The organism is Pseudoalteromonas sp. HF66 (genome assembly GCF_011806445.1).
Lineage (GTDB): Bacteria > Pseudomonadota > Gammaproteobacteria > Enterobacterales > Alteromonadaceae > Pseudoalteromonas > Pseudoalteromonas apostichopi.
The window spans coordinates 12,799-32,628 of sequence record NZ_JAATOU010000009.1; the positions used below are offsets into that span (position 1 = coordinate 12,799).

A 19,830-nucleotide genomic window follows, 5' to 3' on the forward strand; every position below is an offset into this window, starting at 1 on the left:
GAACAACTGAAAACATGTAACTCGTTACCAGTATAGTCAATTTCATAACACCAAGATTTACTTCAGCAACAGTGCCTCTGCAGTTAGTTCGTTCGTAATGAGACTATTGATCATTCCAGATTCTATCGCTCCAGCAATGGCTGGCACTTTATTGTTACCTGCTGCAATCCCAATAACACGTTTTTCATTGCTGGGAGAAAGTACTGCACTCGTCACTCGATTATTTATTTCTGATTCGACAAGATTACCTTCATTATTATAAATCCAGCTAATTACTTCACCTGTAGCACCAATAGCGTCAAGCGCAGCCAGTTCATGCCGAGTAACAAAGCCGTCTAAGTGAAGGGGTGAATTAGTTCCTAAATCACCAATTCCAACAAATGAAACATCAGCTTGTGATGCAAGTTGATGTACATTTTTAACATGCGTTAATTGCTGCCAGCCTACTTTCTCAGCTTCAGATCCTGCAATGACGGGTACTGGCATAGGAAAATGTTGCGCACCAACTCTTTCTGCAACATGAATTGCAACTCCATAGCGACTTGCTGAGCCATCTTGAGCAATATTTCCAACTAAAGATACAATACGATGATGTGGACAATGCATTGTTGGGAGCTCTTCTGCGCATGCACGCAACACTCTACCTGTACCAAACGCTATGATTTTTGCCTGACGTTGTTTTAGCTGTCTTTCGATTTCTGCAGCACCCGCTTGAGCCAAGCCAACAGTAGAATTTATATCGTTACTCTCGCTAGGCACCACTTCACAACTAAGCAAACCGTATCGATTTTGCAGTGCATCAGCAAGCTCCATACAGCGTCGAATTGGATGCTCTAATCGTACTTTTATTAACCCCTGTGATACTGCCAAAGCAACAAGCCTTTGCGCAGATTGGCGAGATGTATTAAGTTGCTTGGCTATTTCATCTTGAGTTTTACCAGCAACATAGTAGAGCCAGCCAGCCCTCGCTGCTTCTTCTAATTTTTGATTATCACTGCTAGAAATTGAAGCCATTTTATACGCCTGTTTAAACAATAAATGAGGTAAATAATTAGCAAAATCAGTCTGCTAAACAAGAGATTTATTACTTTTTAGGGATTTTTAAATACATTTATATAATTGTGCTGTACTCATCCCTTGGGTTGCAAACAAAGTTAAAAATCGACTCTATATTGCTTCTCAGGTTAAGTTAGAATCAGCTATGCAGCGGCTATTTTATACATAATCTGTCATGAATAACAATTTTAGGGTTCACACTCTAAACTAAAAAAGCACCTAACTAAATTTGTTTCAAAATTAGTGAGGTGCCTATGCATTTCACAAAGTGTGAATAACCTGAAGCTATTAGCATCTGAACGACAAAATCAAGAATTTGCAGTCAAATAACTTCGGTTTAAAAGGTTTATCTAGAAATTTAAGCTCAACTGTAAACCAGCAATCATTGCATTCTCAGCATCATTATCACCATTAGGGTCGATGATATACTGGATACTAGGCATTAACTGTATTGCCGGGGTGACAACATAATTATAATTTAACTCAATCGGGTACTCATGATCCCTTACTATTAATTCATTATTTGAAAAATTAGCATTATAAAAGCGCTGAGCATCATTAAGATCATTACTCACACTGTTTCGACCTACTGCAAAACCTATACGATCGTTTGGTCTACTAACCAATGGTGCATCAATATATCCGCCAAAAGCCAAAACTTCGCCAATAGCACTGATGCTTTTATCTGCATGAATCATACTCGCAAATATACGTAAGCCACCTCCTGATACATTACGAGTAAGCTGTTGTTCAATATTAAAATAAAATGCGTTATCAGTATCCTCTATAGCAACCATATCGTTTGTCGTGCCTGCAGGATAACCAGCGTTATTGACTAGTTTAGTTTTATCTAAACTACTACGGACAATGCCAAACCGATAATCGCCATCTAAACCATTTTTGTAATCCCTTTTATATTCCAGCTCACTAACCAAGGTAGTTCCGTTAATTTCACCTGATGTTGTTAATTTTAGCCCCTGATTTAATGACATGGTTGCAGGGTTTGCATCATAACTGCCTAGTTTAAAAAGCAAATTATCAGTCACTTTGTATGTTAATTGCATTCCTAATGCACTAAGAGGGTCACCATACCAGCTACTACTCAAATAATTAGATGAACCACCACTACAAAATGTCAGGTGCTGAAAGGCACAACTCATCGCAAAAAAATCAGCACTTGGGTAAATTCGACCCACTTTAATGCTAAGTTGATCTTCAAATAAATGCTGAGTTAACGAAAATTGGGTTAAACGAGTTACATTGCCTCGACCATAAATTTGTTGCGATTGCAGCAAAACAGGCAGATTTGCTTTTTCATTAATAAGCTCGCCATTACGATTAGTAAGCTCCACTTTAAATTCGGCGCCAGACCAATTAACCAATTTTTCTAAATTAAAGTAGCCACCGACAAAAAACTGATCTGCATAGGCTGTTTCTGTGCTTTCTCCTCCTTTTAAGTTATGCGCTGTTTGGCTGAAGTAGCCTAAACGAATATTCACTCCTTGCTCTGCTAGCTTATCTCTTGCCCCTAGCCAATCGCCACTTAAATGGCTGTGAACATCAAAACTATTAGCTGTATATCCTGACTGAGAATACAGCAACATAATGGCTGCAATAGATTTAAGTCTAGCTACATTAGAATAGCGATAGCTTCTCCCTTTCAATATACGACAAAACTTAGGTTGTTGATTTTTGTTCATATGCGTGCTCTCCATTTTAAAATTGTCCTAGCTTAATCAGTATCTTGGTGTCTAGCGCTCGCAACAAGAGCAAATGACACCAGTATGAGCATATTCCTAACACACACTATATTTGTCAACATCAAAAAATAGAGCCTAAATTCTAATAAAAAGAAATTGAAATCTACCAAAGATAAATTGGAATGGATAAAACTAATCCTCGTTAATGCGACCAGTGCTTGCAGACAAAACCAAAAACAAATAAAGCACTGATGAGAATAAATAAAATTTAATAACTTAACTAAGCATAATTTAATGAGGTTTAAGTTTGCTAAACAAGTGTAATTACTTCGACTTATTATTAACAATTAACCGATTGAGCAGACTAGTTTATTAACATTGACAAAAAACAAACACCGTAGGATTATGCCCAACAGGCATAGATTTGCCCAAGAAAGCATTTGCTTTTATGTAAATGCTCAATGACAACAATCATGGGCATGTTGAATTTGAAATTTTCTATTTGTCTAATAAAAAGTTTTAAGTGTTAAGCAATAAGCACACAAATAAAAATGCGGTTTAAGCTATTCACTTGCAAATCAGCATGCCTAAAAAGTACTGGGATCGTTACTTATGAAAAGTGATCATAAAGACCTAAACCACATAGAAGAAGAACAATTGCCTATTGCAAAACATAAGCTCAAAGGATGGAGACATTTTTTAGGTTTATACGCTGGTGAGCATGTTGCTGCCACCGAATTTGTATTTGGTGCAACCTTTGTTGCACTTGGTGCAACCATGACAGATATTCTGCTTGGTTTACTAATAGGTAATATTCTCGCCGTGCTGAGCTGGACACTAATCACAACCCCAATAGCGGTTGAAACACGCCTGAGTCTATATACTTACCTTCAAAAAATAGCAGGAAACTCTATGACCCGGTTGTATAACTGGGCGAACGTAATAATCTTTACAGTCATTTCTGCAGCTATGATCACCGTCTCTGCAACGGCTGTTCGCTTTGCACTTGATATTCCCGCTCAATTAAATTGGTATCCAACAAACGCATGGTTTGTCATGGTCGTTCTTGCCGTTGGCATTATCGTTGTATTGGTTGCCATGTATGGTTTTAATGCTGTATCGCAATTCTCAGGTATTTGTGCTCCATGGTTATTTGTTATGTTCATCAGCGGTCCATTAGTACTCATGCCTGAACTTGCAAATTCTGTAATTGGTGAAACCTCAGTCTCTAGCTGGAGAGACTTTATGCACATTGGCAGTGTCTCCGTATGGACTGGGTTAGATGCTAATGGTGAGCCAGGCATTGGGCTGTTAGAAGTCATCGGTTTTTCTTGGGCAGCGAACACGATTACTCATTTTGGTTTAATAGACATGGCCCTACTACGTTACGCGAAGAAAAAAAGCTATGGCTTATGTACATCAGCAGGTATGTTATTTGGTCACTATATCGCTTGGATCTCCGCTGGTATTATGGGTGCGGGCACAGCTGTCCTTGTGAAAAAGTCTATTACGGAGCTAGATCCAGGTGATGTTGCGTTCCATGCTCTTGGATTATCTGGGTTAGTTATTGTTATTGTTGCAGGCTGGACAACAGCAAATGCAAACTTATACCGAGCAGGTCTTGCTGCACAAGCTATATTTAGTAACCTTTCGCGTACCAGAACGACATTTTTGGTGGGCATAGTTACTGTTTTAATTGCTTGCTTTCCATTTGTATTTACTAAGTTACTCCCATTACTAACATACGCAGGGCTTTTAGTCGTACCTGTAGGTGCCATCGTTTTTGCTGAACACTTTTTATTTCCAAAGATTGGGCTAACTCGTTATTGGGTTACCTATAAAAAGCTTGAGCATAGCTCTGCGGCTGTGATTGCGTGGGCACTTGGTTTGGTTTTCGGATTTACATTAAACGCGATCAATATAATCCCATTCTACTACCTTTTCTTACCGACTTGGGTTTTCAGTATTGTCGTATATATATTTTTAGCAAAACGAAGTGGAGCTGCACATAAATATCCTGAAGAAGAAGCAGATCTTGCTAATTTTGATAAACAAGTAGAAAGATTTCACGCCGAGCAAGCAGCCAATGAGCCATCATTTATTCTTGATACACGTCTGCTAACCAAAGTACTCACTTCGGTTGCTTGGTTAAGTTTAGGTATCACTGTGGTGCTAGCAGCAAATACCATGTTCTACTCACCTGATGTTGCTTCATATGAATACAATAGAACATTATTTTTCAATAGTGGATTCGCATGTACCATCATTTATTTCGTTTGTGCGTACTGGGCTATGCAACGTAAAAAACAATTTTCAGCCGTTTAACTGCTCGGAGGCAAAACATGAGCGCACTTTCTTTAAATAACTCAACACTGAGCTCATTTCCTACATCTATATCGGTGCCGCGTTATAACCGACAATCACTAAAAGCCGGGATTGTCCATGTTGGTGTGGGCGGGTTTCACCGCTCTCATCAAGCTTTCTATACTGATAACTACATCAACCATACGGGAGATTTAGGTTGGGGCATATGCGGTATAGGCTTACGCGAGGCTGATCGGGCTATTAAGCAATCTCTAGAAGCACAAGATTATCTGTACTCTCTATTAGTAAAACACCCAAGTGGCAAAACTGATGTGCAAGTAATTGGCTGTTTAACCGATTTTCTCTTAGCGCCGGATGATCCAGAAGCCGTAATAAATAAAATGGCCGCTGATGAAACTCAGATTGTTTCATTAACAATAACAGAAGGGGGTTATAATTATGACCCATCTACCGGCGAGTTCGATTTTTCAAACCCCGATATACAACATGATTTAGCAAACCCAAACAAGCCAAAACTCATTTTTGGCTACCTTGCGGCAGCTTTAGATCGCCGTAGAAAAAGTGGCAAAAAACCATTTACAATTCAGTCTTGTGATAATGTTCAACACAACGGTGATGTAATACGGAAAATGTTAGTTACTTACATTAGTTCGTTTGACTCAGAGCTTGCTGATTGGGTAGTAAGTCAAGTTAGCTTCCCTAATGCAATGGTCGATCGTATAACGCCTGCAACCACTGATAAAGATATTGCTCTAGCTGAACAAATGGGAGTAATCGATTCATGGCCTGTCACGTGTGAGCCTTTTCACCAATGGGTCATCGAGGATAAGTTTTGTCAACAACGCCCAGCTTGGGAGAAAGTAGGTGCACAAGTAGTAACTGATGTAACTCCTTATGAAACCATGAAAATTCGCTTGTTAAATGCGAGTCATACTGTTTTGGGAATACTCGGTTCTTTGCGTGGCTATCAAACCATAGAACAAACAATTTCAGATCCCTTATTTGCAGCAGTAATAAGCAATTTCATGGATAACGAAGTAACACCTATTTTAGATGACGTGCCCGGTATTGATCTAAGTGATTATAAGCGAACGCTGATAGCTCGATTTGCAAACCCTAACATCAAAGACAGCCTTACACGAATTTGCTCTCAAAGCGCAAGTAAGGTATCTACCTTTTTAGTGCCTACTATTTTAGAAAACTTTAAAATTGGTGGGAATACTCCAATTGCTAATTTAGTGATTGCAGCTTGGTGCTTATACAGCGACACTCATTCATCGCAACAAGGTAAGCCTTTAGAGGTTATCGATGATATAGCTGAAACATTACAGCAGGCAGCTCATGCATCACGAATCTCACCACTCGCTTTTCTTGAGCAACCGAGCATTTTCGGCCCAATTATTGAAAACAAGTCATTTTGTGATGAATATAAATATTACATCAGTAAACTTTATGCGGGAGTGGCGATAGAGCACATTATGGAAGCATTGTTAAGTAAGGTTCAGGTAAGGTAAGTTTAAAAAGATATTATTCAAAAAAAAAAACCGCCCTATGGCGGTTTTTCTTTGTAACACTGGTTAAGGCATAGGATCGAGATCCGCACCTTCTTTTTCTATTACTTCTGGAATTAAGTCTTCTTTACTTACACCCATTGCAATTGCTACAGCTGAGGCAACATAGATAGATGAGTAAGTACCGATGAATACACCAAATAGTAATGCAGTTGCGAAACCGTGGATCGTTTGACCACCCCAGCCAAATAACGCAATCAATACTAAGATAGTGGTGATTGAAGTTACTAGGGTACGGTTTAACGTTTGCGTTAATGAAATATCGATAATTTCAATCGTGTCATCAATACGCACCTTACGGAAATTTTCACGGATACGGTCAGATACAACGATGGTATCGTTGAGTGAGTAACCTATTACCGCCAAAATTGCCGCAAGAATCGTTAAGTCAAACTCAAGGCCAAGCACTGAGAATAAACCTAATGTAATGATAACGTCGTGTAATAGTGCTGATACTGCACCGACCGCAAAACGCCATTCAAAACGAAACGCAACGTAAATTAAGATACAGATAAGCGCAGTTAACATAGCAAGGCCACCCTGCTCTTTCAGATCTTCACCAACACTTGGGCCAACAAATTCGATACGACGCATTTCTACTGTCGACTCAACTTTTTGTAATGCCGTAATGATTTGGTTACCAATTACTTCTGCTTTTACGCCAGGACCTTGCGGAGCAAGACGCACTAGAATCTCTTTACTTGAGCCAAACAGTTGCACCGAAAAATCTTCAAAGCCACTTTCAGTGATTGCATCACGAACTTCTTTAAGATCAGGTGCCTGTGTAAAGCCTACCTCAACAGCGGTACCGCCAGTGAAGTCGAGACCAAAATTTAAGCCTTTAGTAAAAAACGATACGAAAGAAGCCAAAATCAACAAAGTTGATAGTGCCATGGCAAACTTTCTTAACTTCATAAACGGGAGTGTTTTACCACCGAGTTTTAAAATTTGCATGCTGACTCCTAAATCGACAACTTCTCAACGCGCTTACCGCCAATAAACAAGTTGATTACCGCACGGGTACCAACAATGGCTGTAAACATAGAGGTGATAATACCAATCGCTAGCGTTACTGCGAAACCAGCAATAGGACCAGTACCCACTGCAAATAGGATCACTGCTGCGATAAGCGTTGTGATATTAGCATCTAAAATTGTGCTAAACGCGCTGTCGTAACCAAAATGAACCGCTTGTTGTGGACTGCGACCATCTGCAAGTTCTTCACGAATACGTTCGAAGATAAGTACGTTGGCATCAACGGCCATACCTACGGTTAGTACGATACCGGCAATACCCGGTAGCGTTAGCGCTGCACCTGGGATAAGCGACATTACACCGACGATTAGTACTAAGTTGGCACCTAGGGCGATATTCGCCACCATGCCGAAACCTTTGTAATAAACAAGCATAAATAAAAGTACAAACACGAAACCAAGCACAACCGCGGTCATACCCGCTTCAATGTTTTCCTGACCTAAGCTTGGACCTACCGTGCGCTCTTCAACAATTTGAATTGGCGCAACAAGTGCACCCGCACGTAGTAATAAGCTAAGATTATGTGCTTCAGCTGGGTTATCGATACCAGTAATACGGAATGAACGGTCAAGACGCGCTTGAATCGTCGCCACGTTAATCACTTCTTCAACTTTAATTGGTGGAAGTGCTTTACCATTTTCATCTGTTTTACCTGATGGCTTATATTCGATAAATACCGTTGCCATGCGTTTACCGATCGCACGCTTAGTGAACGCATTCATTTTCGCGCCACCTTTACTGTCTAGCGTGATGCTAACTTGTGGACGTTGATACTCATCCATACCTGATTGCGCGCCAGTAATGTGGCTACCTTCAAGGATGATGCGTTGCTTAAGTACCACAGGGTAACCTTCACGAGCCATAATCATTTCAGTACCAGGCGGTAAACGGCCCTGAAGCGCAGCACTTGCATCTGCGTTTTCATCAACTTCGCGGAATTCTAATGTTGCTGTTGCACCAAGAATTTCTTTTGCACGAGCTGTATCTTGTACACCCGGAAGCTGCACGATAATGCGCTCAGCACCTTGACGCTGTACGTTCGGCTCTGCAACACCAATCTGGTTAATACGGTTACGAATAATCGTTTCGTTTTGTTTGATAGCGTAATCACGAATTTCTTTAAGCTTTTGCTCGCTCATGCTGGCATAAAAAGCATTATCGCTGCTGCTATCATCAACATAAACGTTTAATGGGTAACGTGTTGATAAGAAACGCTCTGCAGCGTCTTTATCTTCTTCGTTACGCATTTCAACACGTAATCGCTCACTATTCGCTACACGGCGAATAGTACGATAACGTAGTTTTTCTTCACGTAAGTCACTTTTGAAATCTTGTTCCATTTGCTCAAGCTGAGTATCAACCGCCGTCGCCATGTCGATTTCCATAGTAAAGTGAACACCACCGCTTAAATCTAGGCCTAGCTTCATTGGGTTACCACCCAGTGACTTTAACCACTCTGGTTGAGCAGGAGCCATATTGATTGCAGAGATATAATCTTCACTAAGGGAATCACGCAGTAGATCTTGCGCTTTTAGTTGGTCTTCAACATTCTTAAAACGAACCAGAATTTGTCCGTCTTCAAGTTTACTTGATTTAACAGTAACGTTATGTTCTTTGAGAGTCGCATTTACTTTATCGAGTACGCTGAGGTCAGCATCAGTACCTTTAGTGCCCGATACTTGTATGGCCGGGTCACGGCCATACAAGTTAGGAGAGGCATATAAAATACCAACGACTAACACTACAAGAACAAGTAAATACTTCCATAATGGAAACTTGTTTAACACGTGTGAGTCCTTATTTTTATTGTTATAGCGACTTCATAGTGCCTTTAGGCAATACTGCAGAAACAGCTGATTTTTGTACTGTTACTTCTGCTTGGTCATTTAATGAAATCACGATGAAGTCTTTGTCATCAGCGATTTTAGCAATCTTACCCACTAAACCACCTTGCGTTAGTACTTCGTCGCCTTTTGCCATTGCGCTCATTAGTGCTTTATGCTCTTTTACGCGCTTAGCTTGTGGACGGTAGATTAAGAAATAAAATACCAGACCGAAAATACCCAACATGATCAGCATTTCCATGCCACCACCTGCTGGTGCTGCACCTGCCGCACTTGCGTGGGCGTTTGAGATGAATAAACTCATTTCACTTCCTCTTTAATTTTTCTAAAAATTTAATCTGATGTATCTGCAAGCTCAGGCACTTCTTGGCCGCGGCGTGCATAAAAATCTGCAACAAATTCGTCTAGTTTGCCATTGCTAATGGCATTACGTAAGCCTTCCATCACGCGTTGATAATAACGTAAGTTATGAATCGTGTTTAGACGTGCGCCTAAGATTTCATTACATTTATCAAGATGATGCAAGTATGCACGTGAATAGTTTTTACAAGTATGACAATCACACTCAGGATCCAGTGGACCCGTGTCTGTTTTATGGACTGCATTACGGATTTTAACAATGCCGCCAGTTACGAATAAATGACCGTTACGAGCATTACGCGTAGGCATTACACAGTCAAACATATCGATACCACGGCGAACCGCTTCAACTAAATCTTCTGGTTTACCAACGCCCATTAAGTAACGAGGCTTGTCTTCAGGCATTTTGTAAGCACAGTGATCAAGAATATTGATCATCTCATTTTTCGGCTCTCCTACCGATAAACCACCTAAGGCATAACCATCAAAGCCGATTTCTTCTAGGCCTTTTTGTGATTGTGCACGAAGCTCAGGATACATACCACCTTGAATAATACCAAATAGCGCAGCTGGGTTATCACCATGACCTTCTTTTGAACGTTTAGCCCAACGAAGTGATAACTCCATAGAATCTTTAGCTTCTTTTTCTGTCGCAGGGTATGGCGTACATTCGTCAAAAATCATCACGATGTCAGAGCCTAAATCACGCTGAACTTGCATCGCTTTTTCTGGCGAAAGCATGATTTTTTCACCATTAACTGGTGAGCTGAACATTACGCCTTCTTCAGTGATTTTACGCATTGCGCCTAAGCTGAATACTTGGAAACCGCCTGAATCAGTTAGGATTGGACGATCCCAATTCATAAAGTCGTGTAAATCACCGTGTTGCTTAATGATTTCTGTACCAGGACGCAGCATTAAGTGGAAAGTGTTACCTAGGCAAATTTGCGCGCCGGTATCTTTCACTTCGTCAGGCGTCATGCCTTTAACAGTACCGTAAGTACCTACAGGCATAAATGCTGGCGTTTCTACAACACCACGTTCAAAAATCAAGCGGCCGCGGCGCGCTTTACCGTCAGTGCGGTCTAATTCAAATTTCATATTATCCTCAGTGTCGGAAAAACAGTCCAACAAGCTATAATTTAACCGCTCGATTCTACCCTGTTTGCGGGTTTATTACTATAAATTGGGCTAAATTCGAAAATAAAAAGCCCAGTTAAAAAACTGGGCTTTTTATAGTTATTTGCGCGTTAAGAACATCGCATCACCATAACTAAAGAAGCGATACTGCTGCTCAATAGCCGTATGGTAGGCACCCATAATGTTCTCTTGGCCAGCAAAAGCACTCACTAACATGATTAACGTTGATTCAGGTAAGTGAAAATTTGTCACCATGGCATCAACCACATTGAACTGATAACCCGGGTAGATAAAGATATCGGTATCACCAAAATATGTATCTAATTTGCCGCCGTGCACTTTAGCAGCTGACTCTAACGAACGCACTGACGTAGTACCCACCGCAATTACACGACCACCTTTTGCTTTCGTTTCAGCTACCGCTTTAACCACTTCATCTGGTACTTCGATGTACTCTGAGTGCATGACATGCTCATCAACTGAGTCAACGCGCACAGGCTGGAAAGTACCTGCACCAACATGCAAAGTCACAAACGCCATGTTAATGCCTTTATCTTTTAAGGCTGCCATTAACTTATCGTCAAAATGCAGGCCTGCAGTTGGGGCTGCAACTGCACCTGGTTTTTCACCATATACTGTTTGGTAACGCTCACGGTCTGATTCGTTATCAGGGCGGTCAATATAGGGTGGCAATGGCATGTGCCCAATGTCATTAAGAATATCAAGTACATTTTCGTCTTTGGCAAATTCAAGCTCAAATAGCTCACCGTGACGGGCAACCATGATTGCTTCAGCTTTACCTTCAAGAATGATTTTTGATCCTGGTTTTGGTGATTTGCTGGCACGTACATGAGCCAGCACTCGGTGCTCATCAAGCACACGCTCGACCAATACCTCTAGCTTACCACCCGACTCTTTTTGCCCGAACATGCGAGCAGGGATCACTTTGGTGTTATTAAAAACTAATAAGTCATTTTCGTTAACGAGCGATAAAATATCACTAAATACTTTGTGCTCAACTTGCCCTGACGGGCCATCAAGCGTCAGTAAACGGCTGCTAGTTCGATCTGCTTTAGGAAAACGAGCAATTAATTCATCAGGAAGGTCAAAGCTAAAATCAGCTACGCGCATGGAGCATATCTCTCATTAATAAAAACGCGCCAAGTTTACTCTGATACGCCCACTACCTCAAGCAAAGCCCTGCACCATCTTAGCGCTCGCTAAAGGCGATTTTAGACTTAAGTGCTTAATAACCGCTTTTAGGTAAAGTTTGCTTGTAGATTAGGCAAAATGTCATTATTCTAGCTTATTCACTAAACATGGGTTAAGTAAGAGGTAGTAGCGCCATGGCAAAGCAGTTAAAGCTGCTAATTTTGAACGCGAGCGTTGCTGAGCGTGAAACAATTAAGACTACATTAAATAAGCTTAATGTCTTCACCTTTATCGAAGCTAGTGACTCTCAAGATGCGCTAAAAATTCTCAAAAGCCACCCTGTGGATATTATCATTACAGGCCTTGAGGTCGGTAAAATTGATGGCTGGCGCTTCTCGCGCATGATTCGCTCTGGGTTATTAAAGACCCCAAAAAACACGCCGATTTTACTTACTCCTCCAATTTATTGTGAACGTATAGCCGAAACCACTGCACGAAGCTATGGTATTGATGCCGTACTGCCGTTTGAGCGCCAAGATATGCTACCGCAAGTACTGGCAAACGTGTTATCAACTCACCTTGAAAAAAGTAGTCGCCTTAATTTATTACTACTTGAAACAGATAACCGTAAAGCAAATGACATTAGCGAACAGCTAAAACTCAGCTTCGCTATTACCCATACCACATCAACAAAAGCGGCCCTTGCCACCTATTTGCAGCAAAAGTTTGCCATTGTACTGATAGATGCCACTGAATCTCACTCTGATACCGCAGCCGGATTGATTAGTGAAATTTTACAGCACAACCCTAAACAAGCAATTGTAACCATCATAGATAACAATGATGCAGATTACGCTGAGCAATTGTTACTTTCTGGCGTCACTGATTTTATTCGCGCACCTTACGATCATTCCTTATTGAGTAAAGTCTGCGACCATGCCGCCCGTCGTGAAGACTTTATGGTGAGCTATGCAGAGTTTGCGCAAAAAGTAGAACAACTAAGTCAGAGCCAAAGCCGTTATAAAGAGCTTTTTTCAGCTCACCAACGTATCTTATTACATCTCAATACCGTGGTGCTTGAGTTTAACCAAGAGGGTAATATTCGCTTTATTAACCCAGCATGGGAGCATCTGACGGGCTACGGCATTAAGTCTAGTTTGGCGAAATCATTAACTGACTTTTGTTTGCCTGAGTGCAAAACAAAGCTGCAGGCTACAATTCAGAGTATCTTGCGTGGTGGCGAGTTACAGCAACAAGTTGAAATTCAGTTAAAACACAAAAATGGCAATGCAATTTGGGTTGAGTGCCGCTTACAGCTGATTAAAAATAGCCAAAACTCAGCGACGATAACTGCTACTATCGATAACATCCATGAACGTAAGCAAGCTGAACTGCAACTACGTCACTTAGCGCTCCATGATACGCTCACAGAACTGCATAACCGCTACTACTTTGACCAACAATTACAACGTATTTGTAAAGCTAAATACACCAGTAATGATACCGAGCATGCGCTCATTTATATCGACTTAGATCACTTTAAAATTATCAATGACAGTAAAGGTCACCAACAAGGTGATATCGTTTTAAAAGAGGTTGCTCAGTTATTCATTACAAATATCAGTGAGGAGCACCTGATCTGCCGTATAGGTGGTGATGAATTTGCCGTGATCTTAAAAAATACCAACTTACTCGATGCGCACTTAGTTGCAGAAAGTATTTGTATGGCGATTGAAAAACACCGTTTTCACTCAGAAGGTCAAGAATACTCAATTAGCTGCTCGATAGGTTTAACCCAAATAACCGCTGAAAATAACGATCCAAGTGAGTGTTTAAAGCAAGCTGATATTGCTCTGTATGTGGCAAAGAGCTTAGGCCGAAATCTAGTTCATTGCTACTCGAAGGAAGACTCTAGCCACAACAGTTTACAAGCTGGCCTTGAGTGGGGCCACAGTATTCGCCAAGCATTACAACATGATGCTATCGAATTACACTATCAACCGATTTGGGATTTCAAGCAAGGTCACGTTGCCTATTTTGAAGCTTTATTACGCTTAACGCTTGATGATGAACTCATCTACCCTAACCAGTTTATTCCTGCACTAGAGCTTTTAAACGATACCTTTTTGATGGATCAATGTGTAATTCGTAATGCTATTAAAAGCGTTGCCAAGTACCCCGAACTAAATCAAGTTGCGATTAACTTGTCTGCACAGTCATTTTTAGATGAGCGCTTGCTGCCACATATTGAGTCGAGCTTAAAAGAATACAGTGTTGAACCAACACGCATTATTTTTGAGATCACTGAGTCTGCAAGTATCAATAACCTTGCTGCTACCCGTGCCATGATCGAGCGATTAAACGGCTTAGGTTGCCACTTCTCTATTGATGACTTTGGAACTGGCTTTAGTACTTTTAACTACCTTAAACAATTACCTGCTCAGCATGTAAAAATTGATGGCTCATTCGTCCGCGACATGTTGAATGACCCCATCGATTTAGCTCTTGTGAAAGCGATTAATGACATTAGTACTTCTTTAGATAAACGCTCTGTTGCTGAATATGTTGAAAATAAAGAGATATTCTTAGCGCTAAAAGAGATTGGTGTCGACTATGGTCAAGGTTACTTTATTGCTCGTCCTGTTCCGGTTGAAAAAATAAGCGACGAGCTTAAAAAAATATCTGAAAATAATCTGTTTAACTAACAATTATCTAGCCTTAAAAAGCTTAAATTTAATACATTTTTAAACATTTTTTATTAGTTTTTAAACTTCCATACTGACAATACTCATCTATACTTAAATCCACAGCAAGATGAAATGTCATGCATTTATGGTGATTATCCAAAAAAAACATGACATTGCATATTATATTAAACATACATAATATAACTTAACATCGTTAAGTCCATGTATTGACGGTATAAAGGAGAAAAGTGATGACACAACTAATCGTTTTGTTACTGATTGTGAATCTAGGGATAGCGTATCAATGTTACCGTAATGCGACCTTTAAGGGGTATCCGGTAAAAACATTTACAGGGCTAGGGTTAGTACCTTACTTTAATTTAGTCGTGTGGGTTTACTTGTTGTTTTTACCCGACTTAAAACCATTTTCAATGAATGAAAAGCAGCCACTTTAGGCTGCTTTTTTAGTTGGGAGTGTGAAAGCTTAAAAGCTATAACTTGATGCTTTATCAAGTAATTGTGCGGCTTTTATATCACCAACCACACACTTTTTAATATCTGATTTTTTAAACACTTTTACTTGCTCACTTTTACCTTCGCTAACACCACGAATGATAAAACTGACATGCTCATCATTAGGTAGACTTCTTAAGCCGCTACCATAATCACATAAGGTCAGTGATAAACTTTTATCTACTTGCTGAGCTAAGGCGGCCAATTGCTGTTTTTGTTCTTTAACACGCGCTTGCTTCTTCTCAGCTAACTCTTTGCGCATTTCTTGCTGTTTTAATGACAACTTTTGCTGCTGTTTTTCAAGCTCTTTGATAGATGCTTGCAAAGCCTGTTTACGCTTTTCGAGCTCTTGCTCTTTCGCATCTTTATCGTGACGGCGGTCAAATTCAAGGTCGCGCTTTTCACGTTCAAGGTCGCGGATTTCACGGCTAACATCGCGCTCTTGTTCAGCTACTTCACGAACTCGTTCAGCGCTTTCTCGCATTACTTCCATGGCTTGTTGATAGGCCTCTTGGGTTTTCACTACGACAGCATCGCTAATCACTTGCACATGTTCGCCCAGCACTTCTATTTCAGCCAGCTCTTCAAAATCGATATCTGGCAGTGGTGGAAGGGGGGCATCAGGCACAGTCGCAAATACTGAAGACCAACGTGAGCTACCTCGCACATCAAAGCTAAACACCACGCCTTGGTGCTGCAAATAACTTGAAGACACGTTTCTTACCTTGTTATCGGTATCTTGTTTTAATGCGGCTGTTAGGATTTTTTCCATTATGCCTACTTCTCGCTGAATTTGATCTAATTCATCACTTGCTTGTGCTGATAAGCTTACTACTGTGCAAAGCAATAAGGCAGCTGTGGTTGATTTGTATTTTGACATCTTAATACTCCAAGTTATTGGCAACGGTTGGCAATGGGCTACCATCCACTTGCTCTGCTAAATCATTTAATTGCATACGTAAGTACGCTTGGTCTTGGGCTCGCTGCGTTTTAATATATGCAAGCACACTGGCAATATCTTCCTGACGCTCTACTCGCCCCGTCTTAATAGCTTCTTTTGCTAACTGATACATTTGTTGCTGCTGCACTTCATTTTGCGCAGTGATAATATTTTGCAATTGATCTATTTGCTTTTGTTGTGACTCTAATAAATTGGTTTGTTTGGCCACTTGCTCGAGTAATTGCTGATTTCCTTGCTGTGGATTACTAACAAAAAGCCACGCGCAAAATGCAATTGATGCAGCCACTGCCCACATCCCTGAACCAAAAAACAGATTCGATTTTTGTACTTTTGGCATACTGGACTCTCGATCCCAGTTTGGTACTGACACCGTTTCATAATTCTGACTTTGCTGTTGCCATTGCATTGCATTACTCATCATTAATGCATATTCAGCATTGGCCTGTAGCAACGCAATTTGCTCATCGGTAAGACTTTCGCCTTCTAACCATGCGCTAAACAATGAATCTAAATTAGCCATCTACGGCCTCCAAATGCACTTTTAACTTACCAAGTGCACTGTATAGTCTCGATTTAGCTGTATTGGTTGAAATACCTAATTGCTCAGCTATCTCTTCAAACGTACAGTGCTGAAAAAATTTTAACTCCACCACCAAGCGTTGCTCCCAGGGTAAATTATTCATCATTTCTTTGAGCTCATAATGCTGCTCGGATTGCAGTCGATTGGTTTCTAACTCACTCTGCTCACAACTTTCTTCTGGTACAGAATCCAAGCTCTGATGCAGCTTACGGCGGCGATAATATTCAACACTGCGCCTGTGCACAATTTGATAGAGCCAAGTGTTAAAACTCGATTCCCCGCGAAAACTTGGCAAGCTTTTATATACAGAAATAAACACTTCTTGCATCAAATCCATTGCATCATCAGGGTGGCTTAGCATCCTTAAACAATAGTTATACACCTGTGTTTCGTGCTGCTTGACTAATTTCAACCACGCCCGTTTATTACCTTGCTGCGCTTTAGCAATTAATGTTTCAAGTGATTGAAAAAACACACTAGCCTCGTCATCTGATCTGCCTTTTATGGTTTTGTTATTATGTTAGTCGAGGGAAGGAAAAAAATAGTTTGTTTAAATAATAAAAAACCCCAAATTTTTTATTTGGGGTTTTATTTAGAGGTAGAGGCTTTATTCGTTGTCACACTGACCGTCTAAGCTACATTGCTTGTTAAGAAATAGCTCTAACTGTTGGCTAAACAGCCTAAAGTCTCTGATCCGGCCTGTGGTTTTACGCCACACGATACCTATTTCTCGGTAAGCATCGCCTTGAGATGGCGTTGCGACCATATCTTTCTTATCTAAAATGCCGGCATTTATGGCCATTTGAGGTAGGAAAGTAACACCCAGTTGGTGTTCAACCATACTTAATAAAGTATGTAAGCTTGCCGCTTCAAATGGATTAATACAGCTTGAGCGATTTAAATGACAGGCACTTAGCGCGTGCCCAGTCATACAATGCTCACGTTCAAGTAAAAACACGCTAGCATCAGGTAACAGATTAAAATCTTCTACACCATCCGCTGGAGTGTAATCTTTATGATGCACTAGACTGAAGTGATCTTTGGCAAGTACTTGGGTATGAAACTTTTCAGTATCAAATGGCAAGGCCAGTAAAGCCATATCAATTTGTCCGTGCTCTAGCTTATCGAGTAGCTTGTCGCTGGTATCTTCAACCAAGACTAACTCTAACTCAGTAAAGGTTTGTTTGCAGAAATGATATAAGGGCGCAGCAATAAAGCTGGCAATCGTTGGGATCACACCAAGAGTAAGTGTCCCGCTTAAAGGCGTTAAAAAGCTCTTTGTAAGCTCTTTTAGACTAAGAGTGTCGTCAATAATTTTACGGGCTTTCTCTACAACTTCCTCACCAATAGCTGTAAACATTAAACTGCGGTTTTCGCGCTCTATGAGCTGGCAACCTAAAGTTTCTTCTAGATTTTGAATTGCACTACTTAATGTAGATTGACCAATAAAACAGGCGCTGGCTGCGCGGCCAAAGTGTTGATGTTGATGGACTGCTAGTAAATACTGTAGTTGTTTTATACTTGGTAAGTTATTCATACTCTACCTGAAAATAAAAAGACCCCAATACCTAAGGCATTGAGATCTTTTCAAGCTAAAAGTCTTTTAGTACTTTTTATACCCCGAAGGCAGTTCTCAGTACGTAGAAAATAACAATAGCAAGGGCTGCGCCAACTGGCAATGTAATTACCCAAGAAACTACAATGTTTCTTACAACACCCATGTTAAGTGCCGCAATACCACGTGCCATACCTACACCTAGTACCGCACCCACCAGTGTTTGCGTAGTAGAAATAGGTAAACCAGTACCTGAAGCGATAACAACTGTAGAAGCCGCAGCAAGTTCTGCAGCAAAACCACGGCTTGGTGTTAAGTGCGTGATACCTTCACCGATTGTTTTAATTACTTTCTTACCTAAGATAGCAAGACCAGCAACAATACCTAAACCACCTAGTGGTAAAATCCACCATGCGATAGCCGCTTTCTTAGCGATTTCACCGTTGTGCTCAACAATGTTTACAACAGCAGCTAGTGGACCAATCGCGTTAGCAACATCGTTTGAACCGTGTGCGAAAGCCATACAACATGCTGTTAGTACCATAAGTACTGCGAACACTTTCTCAACGTTGTTAAATTGCATTGCTTTGTCAGCTTTAGGATCGATTTTCAGACGCGCAATAGCAATCTTACCAATAACAGCTACGACAACTGCAATCGCGATAGAAAGCGCGTAGCCTTCAACAGCACCTAAATCAATACCAATGTGCTTCAAGCCTTTCTTAATTGTTACCAGTGACATGATAAAGCCTGCTAGACCCATATACACAGGTACGAAACGCTTAGCATTTTTAAGTGGTGCATCAGTGTCAAAAATTAGCTTTTGCGCACTCATAAAGATCAGGTATGCAATAAAACCAGAAATAGCAGGGGTAACAATCCAGCTACCAACAATACCCATTACCTTGTTCCATTGGATTGCTTCGCTACCGACAGCAACCAAAGCGAAACCAATGATGGCACCAATGATTGAGTGAGTCGTAGATACAGGCCAGCCTAAGAAAGAGGCAATCAATAACCAGCTACCTGCAGCGAATAGTGCGGCAATCATACCAAGGATCATAAGTTCCGGTATGTCCATAAATGGCGTCGCATCAATAATTCCTTTTCGGATTGTAGATGTAACCTCACCACCAGCAAGGTATGCGCCAGCGAATTCAAACACCATCGCGATGATGATTGCTTGTTTAATTGTAAGTGCTTTTGAGCCAACTGATGTACCCATCGCATTGGCAACATCATTTGCACCAATACCATAAGCCATGAAGAAACCAACTGCGGCGGCAGTTAAAACCAGTATCGTGCCGTAATTTGCAATGATATCCATTGTGTGAACCTTTAATTTTTTCGT

Annotated in this window: 16 protein-coding genes; 4 read left to right on the forward strand and 12 right to left on the reverse strand. The window is 40.7% G+C overall.

Features of this window, described 5'->3' with window-relative positions; all coding sequences use genetic code 11:
* Positions 1 to 57: 57 nt before the first annotated feature.
* Together HCZ11_RS10555 and HCZ11_RS10560 are read right to left on the reverse strand one after the other, a co-directional pair.
* On the reverse strand, positions 58 to 1,014 hold the full coding sequence (locus tag HCZ11_RS10555) for a sugar-binding transcriptional regulator (RefSeq protein WP_130050435.1): 957 nt from the start codon (positions 1,012 to 1,014) through the stop codon (positions 58 to 60).
* A gap of 392 nt (positions 1,015 to 1,406) precedes the next feature.
* On the reverse strand, positions 1,407 to 2,756 hold the full coding sequence (locus HCZ11_RS10560; RefSeq protein WP_167658390.1) for a carbohydrate porin: 1,350 nt from the start codon (positions 2,754 to 2,756) through the stop codon (positions 1,407 to 1,409).
* Between the two features lie 612 nt (positions 2,757 to 3,368).
* Here HCZ11_RS10560 and HCZ11_RS10565 point away from each other — a divergent pair.
* Entirely contained in the window at positions 3,369 to 5,081 is a 1,713-nt protein-coding gene (locus tag HCZ11_RS10565; RefSeq protein ID WP_167658391.1) for a cytosine permease, read from the forward strand.
* Positions 5,082 to 5,098: 17 nt separating this feature from the next.
* Positions 5,099 to 6,595 (forward strand): mannitol dehydrogenase family protein, encoded by a 1,497-nt coding sequence (locus HCZ11_RS10570; RefSeq protein WP_167658392.1) that lies wholly within the window; start codon positions 5,099 to 5,101, stop codon positions 6,593 to 6,595.
* A gap of 63 nt (positions 6,596 to 6,658) precedes the next feature.
* On the opposite strand, the gene secF is transcribed toward HCZ11_RS10570, so the two are convergent.
* The 5 genes from secF to queA form a co-directional block, all read right to left on the reverse strand.
* Positions 6,659 to 7,606, reverse strand: a complete 948-nt coding sequence (secF, locus tag HCZ11_RS10575) for a protein translocase subunit SecF (protein WP_130050431.1) — start codon at positions 7,604 to 7,606, stop codon at positions 6,659 to 6,661.
* A gap of 8 nt (positions 7,607 to 7,614) precedes the next feature.
* The gene (secD, locus tag HCZ11_RS10580) at positions 7,615 to 9,474 is read right to left on the reverse strand and encodes a protein translocase subunit SecD (RefSeq protein WP_167658393.1); all 1,860 of its coding nucleotides are present in this window, start codon (positions 9,472 to 9,474) and stop codon (positions 7,615 to 7,617) included.
* Positions 9,475 to 9,496: 22 nt separating this feature from the next.
* Entirely contained in the window at positions 9,497 to 9,835 is a 339-nt protein-coding gene (yajC, locus tag HCZ11_RS10585; RefSeq protein ID WP_036973302.1) for a preprotein translocase subunit YajC, read from the reverse strand.
* Between the two features lie 29 nt (positions 9,836 to 9,864).
* Positions 9,865 to 10,992 (reverse strand): tRNA guanosine(34) transglycosylase Tgt, encoded by a 1,128-nt coding sequence (gene tgt, locus HCZ11_RS10590; protein WP_058583935.1) that lies wholly within the window; start codon positions 10,990 to 10,992, stop codon positions 9,865 to 9,867.
* A 138-nt stretch (positions 10,993 to 11,130) separates the two neighbouring features.
* Positions 11,131 to 12,162, reverse strand: a complete 1,032-nt coding sequence (queA, locus tag HCZ11_RS10595) for a tRNA preQ1(34) S-adenosylmethionine ribosyltransferase-isomerase QueA (protein ID WP_130050429.1) — start codon at positions 12,160 to 12,162, stop codon at positions 11,131 to 11,133.
* 215 nt (positions 12,163 to 12,377) lie between these two features.
* On the opposite strand from queA, the gene HCZ11_RS10600 reads away from it, so the two are divergent.
* Together HCZ11_RS10600 and HCZ11_RS10605 are read left to right on the forward strand one after the other, a co-directional pair.
* On the forward strand, positions 12,378 to 14,888 hold the full coding sequence (locus HCZ11_RS10600) for an EAL domain-containing protein (protein ID WP_167658394.1): 2,511 nt from the start codon (positions 12,378 to 12,380) through the stop codon (positions 14,886 to 14,888).
* 233 nt (positions 14,889 to 15,121) lie between these two features.
* Complete coding sequence (locus HCZ11_RS10605) at positions 15,122 to 15,325, forward strand: hypothetical protein (RefSeq protein ID WP_054563535.1); 204 nt, start codon at positions 15,122 to 15,124, stop codon at positions 15,323 to 15,325.
* Positions 15,326 to 15,354: 29 nt separating this feature from the next.
* Here the strand turns inward: HCZ11_RS10605 and HCZ11_RS10610 are convergent, their stop codons facing one another.
* From HCZ11_RS10610 to HCZ11_RS10630, 5 genes are all read right to left on the reverse strand, one after another.
* Complete coding sequence (locus HCZ11_RS10610) at positions 15,355 to 16,263, reverse strand: hypothetical protein (protein ID WP_167658395.1); 909 nt, start codon at positions 16,261 to 16,263, stop codon at positions 15,355 to 15,357.
* 1 nt (position 16,264) lies between these two features.
* The gene (locus HCZ11_RS10615; protein ID WP_130050426.1) at positions 16,265 to 16,864 is read right to left on the reverse strand and encodes a hypothetical protein; all 600 of its coding nucleotides are present in this window, start codon (positions 16,862 to 16,864) and stop codon (positions 16,265 to 16,267) included.
* Positions 16,857 to 17,399 carry an RNA polymerase sigma factor gene (locus tag HCZ11_RS10620; protein ID WP_130050425.1) on the reverse strand — a complete coding sequence of 181 codons (543 nt, stop codon included), beginning with the start codon at positions 17,397 to 17,399 and terminating at the stop codon, positions 16,857 to 16,859. The genes HCZ11_RS10615 and HCZ11_RS10620 overlap by 8 nt, the downstream gene beginning before the upstream one ends.
* Positions 17,400 to 17,531: 132 nt before the next feature.
* Positions 17,532 to 18,461, reverse strand: a complete 930-nt coding sequence (locus tag HCZ11_RS10625) for a hydrogen peroxide-inducible genes activator (protein ID WP_130050424.1) — start codon at positions 18,459 to 18,461, stop codon at positions 17,532 to 17,534.
* Between the two features lie 76 nt (positions 18,462 to 18,537).
* Positions 18,538 to 19,806, reverse strand: coding sequence for an inorganic phosphate transporter (locus tag HCZ11_RS10630; protein ID WP_130050423.1), 1,269 nt, complete (start codon positions 19,804 to 19,806; stop codon positions 18,538 to 18,540).
* Positions 19,807 to 19,830: the final 24 nt, after the last annotated feature.

Bases quoted from the DNA above. Each gene is read 5' to 3' on its own strand.
- tgt (WP_058583935.1), bottom strand. From the start codon at position 10,992: ATGAAATTTGAATTAGACCGCACTGACGGTAAAGCGCGCCGCGGCCGC.
- HCZ11_RS10625 (WP_130050424.1), bottom strand. From the start codon at position 18,461: ATGAATAACTTACCAAGTATAAAACAACTACAGTATTTACTAGCAGTC.
- HCZ11_RS10560 (WP_167658390.1), bottom strand. From the start codon at position 2,756: ATGAACAAAAATCAACAACCTAAGTTTTGTCGTATATTGAAAGGGAGA.
- HCZ11_RS10630 (WP_130050423.1), bottom strand. From the start codon at position 19,806: ATGGATATCATTGCAAATTACGGCACGATACTGGTTTTAACTGCCGCC.
- HCZ11_RS10565 (WP_167658391.1), top strand. From the start codon at position 3,369: ATGAAAAGTGATCATAAAGACCTAAACCACATAGAAGAAGAACAATTG.
- HCZ11_RS10600 (WP_167658394.1), top strand. From the start codon at position 12,378: ATGGCAAAGCAGTTAAAGCTGCTAATTTTGAACGCGAGCGTTGCTGAG.
- HCZ11_RS10615 (WP_130050426.1), bottom strand. From the start codon at position 16,864: ATGGCTAATTTAGATTCATTGTTTAGCGCATGGTTAGAAGGCGAAAGT.
- HCZ11_RS10555 (WP_130050435.1), bottom strand. From the start codon at position 1,014: ATGGCTTCAATTTCTAGCAGTGATAATCAAAAATTAGAAGAAGCAGCG.
- secF (WP_130050431.1), bottom strand. From the start codon at position 7,606: ATGCAAATTTTAAAACTCGGTGGTAAAACACTCCCGTTTATGAAGTTA.
- queA (WP_130050429.1), bottom strand. From the start codon at position 12,162: ATGCGCGTAGCTGATTTTAGCTTTGACCTTCCTGATGAATTAATTGCT.
- HCZ11_RS10610 (WP_167658395.1), bottom strand. From the start codon at position 16,263: ATGTCAAAATACAAATCAACCACAGCTGCCTTATTGCTTTGCACAGTA.
- HCZ11_RS10570 (WP_167658392.1), top strand. From the start codon at position 5,099: ATGAGCGCACTTTCTTTAAATAACTCAACACTGAGCTCATTTCCTACA.
- yajC (WP_036973302.1), bottom strand. From the start codon at position 9,835: ATGAGTTTATTCATCTCAAACGCCCACGCAAGTGCGGCAGGTGCAGCA.
- HCZ11_RS10605 (WP_054563535.1), top strand. From the start codon at position 15,122: ATGACACAACTAATCGTTTTGTTACTGATTGTGAATCTAGGGATAGCG.